General features: G+C 74.7%; 11 protein-coding genes. 6 read left to right on the top strand and 5 right to left on the bottom strand.

Annotation, left to right across the window (positions count from 1 at the left end; all coding sequences use genetic code 11):
- The 3 genes from DVA66_RS03080 to DVA66_RS03070 all read right to left on the bottom strand — a co-directional run.
- A partial coding sequence (locus tag DVA66_RS03080) for a hypothetical protein (protein ID WP_157973804.1) occupies positions 1–237 on the bottom strand: 237 nt, incomplete at its 3' end.
- Between the two features lie 93 nt (positions 238–330).
- Positions 331–930 (bottom strand): ClpP family protease, encoded by a 600-nt coding sequence (locus tag DVA66_RS03075; RefSeq protein ID WP_114558723.1) that lies wholly within the window; start codon positions 928–930, stop codon positions 331–333.
- Positions 927–1541, bottom strand: a complete 615-nt coding sequence (locus DVA66_RS03070; RefSeq protein ID WP_114558722.1) for a ClpP family protease — start codon at positions 1539–1541, stop codon at positions 927–929. The genes DVA66_RS03075 and DVA66_RS03070 overlap by 4 nt, the downstream gene beginning before the upstream one ends.
- Before the next feature lie 224 nt (positions 1542–1765).
- On the opposite strand from DVA66_RS03070, the gene DVA66_RS03065 reads away from it, so the two are divergent.
- The 5 genes from DVA66_RS03065 to DVA66_RS03050 are packed head-to-tail and all read left to right on the top strand — an operon-like array spanning position 1766 to position 4620.
- The gene (locus tag DVA66_RS03065) at positions 1766–2317 is read left to right on the top strand and encodes an alternate-type signal peptide domain-containing protein (RefSeq protein ID WP_114558721.1); all 552 of its coding nucleotides are present in this window, start codon (positions 1766–1768) and stop codon (positions 2315–2317) included.
- Between the two features lie 5 nt (positions 2318–2322).
- Complete coding sequence (locus DVA66_RS03060) at positions 2323–2928, top strand: signal peptidase I (RefSeq protein WP_232821721.1); 606 nt, start codon at positions 2323–2325, stop codon at positions 2926–2928.
- Entirely contained in the window at positions 2925–3566 is a 642-nt protein-coding gene (locus DVA66_RS20760; protein WP_157973803.1) for a hypothetical protein, read from the top strand. Before DVA66_RS03060 ends, DVA66_RS20760 begins: the two co-directional genes overlap by 4 nt.
- Positions 3563–4192, top strand: a complete 630-nt coding sequence (locus DVA66_RS20755) for a SipW-dependent-type signal peptide-containing protein (protein ID WP_157973802.1) — start codon at positions 3563–3565, stop codon at positions 4190–4192. Before DVA66_RS20760 ends, DVA66_RS20755 begins: the two co-directional genes overlap by 4 nt.
- Positions 4193–4206: 14 nt before the next feature.
- Positions 4207–4620 (top strand): hypothetical protein, encoded by a 414-nt coding sequence (locus DVA66_RS03050; protein WP_114558720.1) that lies wholly within the window; start codon positions 4207–4209, stop codon positions 4618–4620.
- 16 nt (positions 4621–4636) lie between these two features.
- Here DVA66_RS03050 and DVA66_RS03045 read toward each other — a convergent pair whose 3' ends face one another.
- Positions 4637–5281 (bottom strand): dihydrofolate reductase family protein, encoded by a 645-nt coding sequence (locus DVA66_RS03045; RefSeq protein ID WP_114558719.1) that lies wholly within the window; start codon positions 5279–5281, stop codon positions 4637–4639.
- Between the two features lie 133 nt (positions 5282–5414).
- Between DVA66_RS03045 and DVA66_RS03040 the strand changes: the two genes are divergently transcribed.
- Positions 5415–7883, top strand: coding sequence for a glycosyl hydrolase family 95 catalytic domain-containing protein (locus tag DVA66_RS03040; RefSeq protein WP_198671429.1), 2469 nt, complete (start codon positions 5415–5417; stop codon positions 7881–7883).
- Here the strand turns inward: DVA66_RS03040 and DVA66_RS03035 are convergent.
- Positions 7850–8362, bottom strand: coding sequence for a GNAT family N-acetyltransferase (locus DVA66_RS03035; protein ID WP_198671428.1), 513 nt, complete (start codon positions 8360–8362; stop codon positions 7850–7852). The genes DVA66_RS03040 and DVA66_RS03035 overlap by 34 nt on opposite strands.
- Positions 8363–8373: the final 11 nt, after the last annotated feature.

Here is an 8373-nt window from a genome sequence, read left to right as displayed (position 1 = left end):
GGCGAGCTCGGCGAGGCACGACACGTCCACCTGCGCCGTGCCCTCGCCGGCGAGCGGGCAGCCGGTGTCGCGGCCACGCTCGGAGAGGGTCGCGGCCAGCTCCGGGCACGGGGCCGGGTGCAGGTCGGCCCAGCGCGCGGCCTGCCGCAGCACCGCCGCCGCGGCCGCCTGCTCCAGGGCGCGGAGCTCGGCCAGGTCGCTGAGCACCGACGCGGCCTCGGTCCGGGGTTCCTCCATGACGAGAACGCTACGGACTCCCGCCGACACTTTTCGTCCGTGTGTGCGAATCTGTGGACAGCTCCCACTGCCCGCGAGAGGAGCCGAGGACGGTCAGCGGTCGAGGGAGCGGAGCGAGATGACGTGGTCGGCCAGGCCGTAGGCGACCGCGTCCGGGGCGGTGAAGACGCGGTCGCGGTCGGTGTCGCGGCGCAGCGTCTCGGCGGACTGGCCGGTGTGGGCGGCCAGCACCTGCTCCATCTCCCCGCGCAGCCGCAGGATCTCGTCGGCGGCCAGGATGAGGTCGGGGATCGTGCCCCGGCCCTGGGTGGAGGGCTGGTGCAGCAGCACCCGCGCGTGCGGCAGCACCGCGCGGCGTCCCGGCGCCCCGGCCGCCAGCAGCACCGCCGCGGTGGAGCAGGCCTGGCCGACGCAGGTGGTGGCCACCGGCGCCCGGGTGTACTGCAGGGTGTCGTAGAGGGCGAACATCGCCGTCACCGAGCCGCCGGGGGAGTTGATGTAGAGGCTGATCTCCCCGTCGGGGTCCTCGGCGTCCAGGTGCAGCAGCTGGGCGATCAGCGCGTTGGCCACGCCGTCGTCGAGCTCGGTGCCGAGGTAGATGATCCGGCCCTCCATCAGCCGGCTGTAGACGTCCATCACCCGTTCCCCGCGTGAGCTGCGGGTGATGACGTTGGGGATCGTGTAGGAACTCATCGGGCACCTCCGGAGGGGTCGAAGCCGGTGCGTCCGAGGACGGTGCCGGGCCGCACCTCGTCCAGGGACCGGGCGATGTGGTCGACGAAGCCGTACTCCCGCGCCTCCTCGGCGTCGTACCAGTGGTCACGCAGCGAGTCGGCGAAGATCCGCTCCGGTGTCTGGCCGGTGTGCACGGCGGTCAGCCCGAGCACGGTGTCCCGGATCGCCCGCAGGTCCTCGGCCTGCAGCTCGATGTCGACCGCGGACCCGCCGATCCCGGCCGAGCCCTGGTGCAGCAGCACCTTGCTGTGCGGCAGCACGTAGCGCCGACCGGGCGTCCCGGCGCTGAGCAGGAACTGCCCGGCGCTGGCGGCCATCCCGAGGGCGAGGGTGGTGACCGGGTTGGGCACCATCCGCATGGTGTCCATGATCGCCAGCATGGCCGGGACGGAGCCGCCGGGGGAGTTGATCCACAGCGCGATGTCGGCGGTGGGGTTGCGGGCGGCCAGCAGCACCATCCGGGCGCACAGCTGGGTGCCGCCGGTGTCGTCGAGCTCGCCGTCGAGCAGCAGGATGCGCTGGTCGAGGAGCTCCTCGACCGTGCGTTCGGCCAGGGTCGGTGTGGTCATGTGCCCAGCCTGACCGGGAGCCGGCCGCGGGCCGAGCTCCTGCTGCCGGCAGCGGATCCGCCGTCGGCAGACCGGGCGATCCCTAAGAATGGCCGAGGATCGTCTGAGGATCCGGGAGAAGGCGATGATCAGCAGGTAGCGTCCGGCCCGCGGTAGGGAGTCCACCGCGACCCGGGCCGGTCGGCCCGGTCCAGTCGTCGGGGGATGACACGAAGGCGACACGTATGAACAAGACCACCAAGGGAACCCTCGCGGCCGTCGCGGCGGCGGTCCTGCTCGTCGGCGGAGGCGGCTCGCTGGCCTACTGGCAGGCCACCGAGGACGTCGCCGGCGGCACTATCAACGCCGGTGAGCTGACGCTCGACGCGGCGGCCTGCGACGCCGCCGGCTGGACGGTCACCAACGCCGTGGAGGGCATCACCGGCGTCGCGTTCGACCCGGCCACCGAGACCGTGGTCCCCGGTGACGTGCTGACCAAGGAGTGCGCGGTGACCATCGGTGCCGAGGGCACCAACCTGCGGGCCACCCTGGACGTCACCGCGGCCGAGGTCGGCGACGGCGCCCCGGCCATGGACCCGGCCGACTACGACGTCACCGGCACCTTCCTCGTCGGCGGCGAGGCCGTCACCGAGATCACCGACGCGAACGACGGCGACACCATCGACGCCACCATCGTCGTGGACGTGCCGATCGGCACCGCCGTCGACAACGGCTCGCAGAACACCGTGATCGACCTCGAGGCGTTCACCATCACGGCCACCCAGGCCACCGCCTGATCCGGGTGCCCTCCTCCGCCCCGGCGCCGTCGGCGGGGCACCTCAGCCGGGTCCGCGCCGTGACGGCGTGGCTCTGGCGGGTGCTCTGCTGGGTGGTGCTCCTCGCGCTGGGGGCTGTGCTGACGGTGGCGGTGGTGGTGCCCCGGGTGACCGGGTCCACCACCTACACCGTGCTCAGCTCCTCGATGGAGCCTGCCCACCCGGTCGGCAGCCTGATCGTGGTGCGCCCGCGTCCGGTCGAGTCGATCCGGATCGGTGAGGTGATCACCTACCAGCTGCGCTCCGGGGAGGCGACCACGGTGACCCACCGGGTGGTGGCCAGCCGGGTGCTCGACGGCGAACGCGCCTTCCTCACCCAGGGCGACGCGAACACCCGTCCGGACGCCGCCCTGGTGCGGGCCGTCCAGGTCAGGGGCACGGTCTGGTACTCGGTGCCCCACCTCGGCTACCTCAACAGCCTGCTCAGCGGCTCGCAGCGAGCGGTGCTGGCGCAGCTGGTGGCCCTCGGCCTGGTGGTATACGCGGTCGTGATGTTCGGCGGTGCCCTGCGCGAGCGGGTGCGTCCGCGTCCGCAGCCGCGTCGGGCGGTCAGCGGCGGAGGGCGTCCGTGACGGCCCGGGGCCGCGCCCTGCTGCTGGTCGCTGCGACGCTGCTGCTGGCCGGCACGACGGTGCCCGCGGCCGCCGACCCACGGATCGGGCTCAGCAGCGACGGCCGCAGCTTCCGCCAGACCCTGGCCGAGCCGCTCTTCGACCCGCGGACGCGCTGGGTGCCCGGGGACGTCCGCAGCGCGACCCTGTGGGTGCGCAACGACTCCGCCGAGGTCGCCGACCTGACCGTGGCTCTGGACGCTCCCGAGCTCGCCGGCCCGCTCCGTTCGGGCGACCTCGTGGTCACCGGCCGGGTCGCGGGGGCCAGCGTCCGCGCGGGCACCACCGACGCCGTCCTGGCCGATGTCGACGCGGTGCCACCGGGCGAGGACGTCGCGGTCGGGCTGGAGCTGGAGCTGGTCGCCGAGGCCGGGGAGGACATGATGCGGTTGAGCAGGCCGCTCGGCTTCACCGTCACGCTGACCGACGCCTCGGTCCGTCCGGACGCCCCGGTGCGCCCGGATGGCTCGGCCCGCCAAGACGGCCCGGTGCTGGCCGCGACCGGTGCCGCCGTGCCGGCCTGGTCGGTGGCGGCCGCGTTCGCCGCGCTGCTGGCCGGCGGTCATCTTCTCGCCCGCACCCGCAGGAGGACGTCGTGAGCACCGGTCCCCGTCGCGCCGTCGCGGACCCGCAGCCGCCCCGTCTCTGGAAGCCGGTGCTGGCGCTGGCCCTGGCGGTGCTGCTCGGCCTCAGCGGCTACACCTCGTGGGCCTACTGGCAGGACACCGCAGAGGTGCGGACCGGCTCGTTCACCGCCGGGCAGCTCGACCTGCAGCTCGACAGCGGTCAGGCCGTCGGGCTGGGCACCGGCTACACCAAGACCTCCATCGCCGCCGACGACCTGCTGCCGGCGGAGACGCTGGCCTACCCGTTGACAGTGCGCAACGTCAGCGGTGCCGCCGCGACCTACGGCGCCACCGTGCAGCGCGGCAGCACCTGGACCTACGACGGCAGCTCGATCACGTTCCGGCTGTTCGCCGGCTCGCCGGACACCTCCGACACCAGCTACCCCCGGCAGCAGACCTGCTCGGGCAGCCCGCTGGGAGCGCAGACGTTCGTGCCGGCGTCGGCCACCTCGGTGATCAACGTGCCCCGCGCGCTGGCGCCCGGCGGCAGCGAGACGCTCTGCGTCCTGGTCGGGCTGGACTCCGCCTCGGCCAACGCCAACCAGGGGGCGCGGGGCACCCTCACCCTCGTCCTCACCTCCACCCAGGCGGTCGGGTGAGGAGGCGGGCGCCGGTGGCGGCCGCCCTCGCCGTCGCCGCTCTCCTGCTGGGCCTGGTGCTCGCCCCCGGCCGCACCTGGGCGCAGTTCAGCGACACCGCGACGGTCGGCACGGGCACCTTCACCGGCACCCTGGCCTCCCCGGCGGCGCTGTCCTGCCAGACGGAGGGGTTGGGAGTCCGGATCGGCTGGGCCACACCGACCAACCGGCGGTTCAGCGTCCGGGTGCTGCAGACCAACGGCAGCCAGGTGTACGACACCACCACGACGGACAACAGCATCCTGCTGACGCCGACGCTGCTGTCGGCCGTGCTCGGAGCCCGGTACACCATCGAGGTCCGCACGACCGCCGGCACCGCCTGGCAGTCGCCGCAGGCCAGCACGCGCACGTTCGGCGTGGCCGCGCTCGGGCTGTGGCTGGTCTGCTGACCCGCGGAGCCCCCGGCTACCGCCGCCAGAACAGGTGGTGCACCACGCCGCTGGAGCTGGGCACCACGTCGCAGTGGTAGCGGTCGAACAGCTCCTCCGGCGACTCCCACAACCGGGACCCGCCCCCGATCTCGACCGGGGCGACGGCCACGTGCAGGGTGTCGACCAGCCCGGCGTCCAGGAACGCCCGGATCGAGGTGGCGCCCCCGCCGAGCCGGACGTCCAGCCCGCCGGCCGCCGCCCGCGCCTGCTCGAGCACCTCGGCCGGCTCGCCACCGACGAAGTGGAAGGTGGTGTCGGCGAGGGTGAACGGGGGCCGCTCGTGGTGGGTCAGCACGAACACCGGGGTGTGGAACGGCGGCTCCTCGCCCCACCAGCCGCGCCACTCGTGGTCCGGCCACGGGCCGCGCACCGGGCCGAACTTGTTGCGGCCCATGATCTCCGCGCCGATGCCGTGGCTGAAGTCGCGGACCAGGTGGTCGTCCAGCCCGCGGCTGCCACCGCCGTCGGTGCGCCCGGGCCAGCTCGCGGTCTCGATCGCCCACCCGTGCAGCGCGTCGGGGTCGGCGTGGCCGAACGGCCGTTCCAGGCTCTGGCCCTCCCCGGCCCCGTAGCCGTCCCGCGAGACGGCGAAGTTCTGCACCCGCAGCAGCTGACCCATGGTGTCCTCCTCGGTCGGTCGAGGAGGTCGACCCGGAGGGTGGCCCGGACTCATCGGCCCGACCGGCGCGGGCTGTCGGTCCGGTCCGGCAGACTACGGGCGAGCTGACGACGACGTCGACGGAAGGACCGCCGTGACCCCGACCGGACCCGCCCTGAGCTACCGCACGCCCGCGGCCACCTGGAACGAGGGCCTGCCGCTGGGCAACGGACGGATCGGGCTGATGGTGCACGGGGACGCGGCCGCCACCCGGTGGGAGCTCAACGACGACACCTGCTGGTCGGGCTGGCCGGGCAGCACCGCCGGCAGGCCCGCCTCCGACGAGCCGGCGCCGGAGGTGGTCGAGCGGGTCCGCCGGGCCCTCCTCGACGGCGACGTGGAGACCGCCGAGCGCGAGATCCGCAAGGTGCAGTTCGGGCACAGCCAGTCCTACCAGCCGCTCGCCGCGCTCACCGTGCTCACCGACCCGGCCACCCGGTTGGAGCAGCGACGCCTCGACCTGTCCACCGCGGTCGCCAGCTGGCGCACCGACGGCCCGACCGGGCCCGGGCAGGTGGACGCCTTCGTCAGCGCCCCGGCCGGCGCGGTGGTCGGCGAGCACCGCTGGGAGCGGCCCACCGACGTCCGGGTGCGGCTGGAGGCGGCGCACTCCGGGTTCGGGTACTGCCGGCTGGAGGCCGACGGGGACGGGCTGGGCCTGCTCACCCGGATGCCCAGCGACGCCTACCCCAGCCACGACCGCAGCGACGAGGCGCTGGTCTTCGACCCCACGCCGGGGCACGCGGTGACCGCGGCGGTGGCCGTCCGGGTGGTCACCGACGGCACCGTCACCGCCGTCCCGGGCGACGGCCCGGAGGCCCCGGTCGAGGTGGCCGTCAGCGGTGCCACCCGGCTGGTGCTGCTGGTCACCACCAGCACCGACTTCGTCGACGCCGCCACCCCGCCGCACGGCCGGGTCGAGGAGCTGCTGCCCGACGCCCGGGCCCGCGCGACCGCCCTGACCGGCCGGGACGTGGCCGGGCTGCGCGCCGAGCACGAGGCCGACCACGCGGCGCTGTTCGGCCGCTTCACCCTCGTCCTCGGCGACGGCACCGACCAGCCCGGCGACGACACCGACGTCCTGCTGGAGCGCGCCGCCCGGGGCGACGTCAGCCCGACGCTGGTCGCACTCGCCGTGCAGTACGGCCGCTACCTGCTGATCGCCTCCTCCCGACCCGGCACGCGCGCCGCGCACCTGCAGGGCCTCTGGAACCGACACCTGCAGCCGCCGTGGAGCAGCAACTACACGGTCAACATCAACACCGAGATGAACTACTGGCTGGCCGCCCCGGGGAACCTGCTGGAGTGCGCCGAGCCGTTCCACACGCTGGTCGAGGAGCTCGCCCGCACCGGCCGGGAGACCGCCCGCCGGGTCTACGACCGTCCCGGGTGGGCGGCGCACCACAACGCCGACGTGTGGGGCTTCTCGCTACCGGTCGGCGACGGGACGTCCGACCCCTGCTGGGCCGCCTGGCCGATGGCCGGCCCCTGGCTGCTGCGCCACCTCGCCGAGCACCACCGCTTCACCGGGGACGCCGGGCTGCTGCTCGACCGCGGCTGGCCGCTGGTCGACGGTGCCGTGCGCTTCCTGCTGTCCTGGCTGGTCACCCTGCCCGACGGCACGCTGGGCACCGCCCCCTCCACCTCACCGGAGAACCGCTACCTCACCGACTCCGGCCGGGCCGCGGTCACCGTCTCCTCCACCATGGACCTCGCGCTGGCCCGCGACCTGCTGCGCACCTGGCTCACCTGCGCCGACCTGCTGCAGGGCACCGACGGCTCCGTCGACGGCGACCGGCCCGACCCGGCCCGGCGCGAGCAGGTGGAGGCGGCGCTGTCCCGGCTGCCGCTGCCCGAGCCGACCGCCCGCGGCAGCTACCCGGAGTGGCACCTCGACCTCCCCGAGGCCGAGCCGACGCACCGGCACCAGTCCCACCTCTACGACCTCTTCCCCGGTGACGCCGTGCAGCGCCACGACCCGGCGCACACCGACCGGCTGGCCGCGATGGCGGAGAGCCTGCGGCTGCGCGGCAGCCACTCCACCGGCTGGTCCATCGCCTGGCGGGTGGCCCTGCACGCCCGGCTGGGCGGCGTCGACGGTGCGGTCGCCAGCCTGGGCCACTACCTCACCCCGGTCGACGAGCCCACCGACGACCGCCGTGGCCGGGTGGACGTCCCCGGCGGGGTCTACCGCAACCTGCTCTGCGCCCACCCGCCGTTCCAGATCGACGGCAACTTCGGGGTGGCCGCCGGGGTGGTGGAGATGCTGCTGCAGTCCCACCGGCTCGACGAGGGACGTCCGGTGCTCGACCTGCTGCCCTGCCTGCCGCCGCAGTGGCCGGCCGGCTCCCTCACCGGTGTCCGCGCCCGCGGCGGGCTGGTGGTCGACCTGCACTGGGAGGCCGGCCGGGTGCGCGAGCTGCGGGTCCGCGCCGAGCAGGACCGGGAGGTGCTGGTGGTGGCCCCGGACGCCGAACCGGCCGTGCTGTCGCTGCGCGGCGACGAGCCGGCGTCCTGGTCGCCGGCGCCTCAGCCCAGCGCGAGCCGCATCCGCAGCTCCTGACCACCCGGCGGCAGCGGGTAGGGCGTCCGCTCCCCGGTGTCGACGAACCCGTAGCGGCGGTAGAACGCGATCGCCCGCGGGTTGTCCTCGTGCACCTCCAGGTACAGCTCGGGCATGCCCAGGGTGAGCCGCACGTGGGCGGCCAGGTCGTCCAGCATCAGCTCGGCCACCCCGGTGCCGCGGACGTCGGGATGCACCCACACCGACATCAGCAGCGCCTGCCCGTCGACCACGTCGACCCGCATCTGCCCCCACCAGCGGCCGTCGGCGTCCACCGCCGCGACGTGGCGCGAGGCCGGCGCGGCCAGCCGGGTGCGCTGCCGCTCGCGCCACTCCTCGTCGCTGCGCCGGCGTGCGGTCTGGAGCGTCTCGGTGAAGGCGAGCGGGGTGTCGGCCAGCATCTCCAGCCGGACGTCGCGGGCCTCGCGCCAGTGCTCGGGTGTCTGCACCAGCAGCCGCAGCGCCTGCGGCGCGTTCACCGGCCGGCGCC

Origin of the sequence: Desertihabitans aurantiacus, assembly GCF_003344635.1 — a bacterium.
GTDB classification, from domain to species: Bacteria; Actinomycetota; Actinomycetes; order Propionibacteriales; family Propionibacteriaceae; genus Desertihabitans; species Desertihabitans aurantiacus.
This window is presented reverse-complemented; position numbering and strand designations above follow the sequence as displayed.

What these genes read in the sequence shown, in the direction of transcription:
- DVA66_RS03075 (WP_114558723.1), bottom strand. Translation starts at nt 930, where the DNA reads ATGAGTTCCTACACGATCCCCAACGTCATCACCCGCAGCTCACGCGGG.
- DVA66_RS03045 (WP_114558719.1), bottom strand. Translation starts at nt 5,281, where the DNA reads ATGGGTCAGCTGCTGCGGGTGCAGAACTTCGCCGTCTCGCGGGACGGC.
- DVA66_RS03070 (WP_114558722.1), bottom strand. Translation starts at nt 1,541, where the DNA reads ATGACCACACCGACCCTGGCCGAACGCACGGTCGAGGAGCTCCTCGAC.
- DVA66_RS03065 (WP_114558721.1), top strand. Translation starts at nt 1,766, where the DNA reads ATGAACAAGACCACCAAGGGAACCCTCGCGGCCGTCGCGGCGGCGGTC.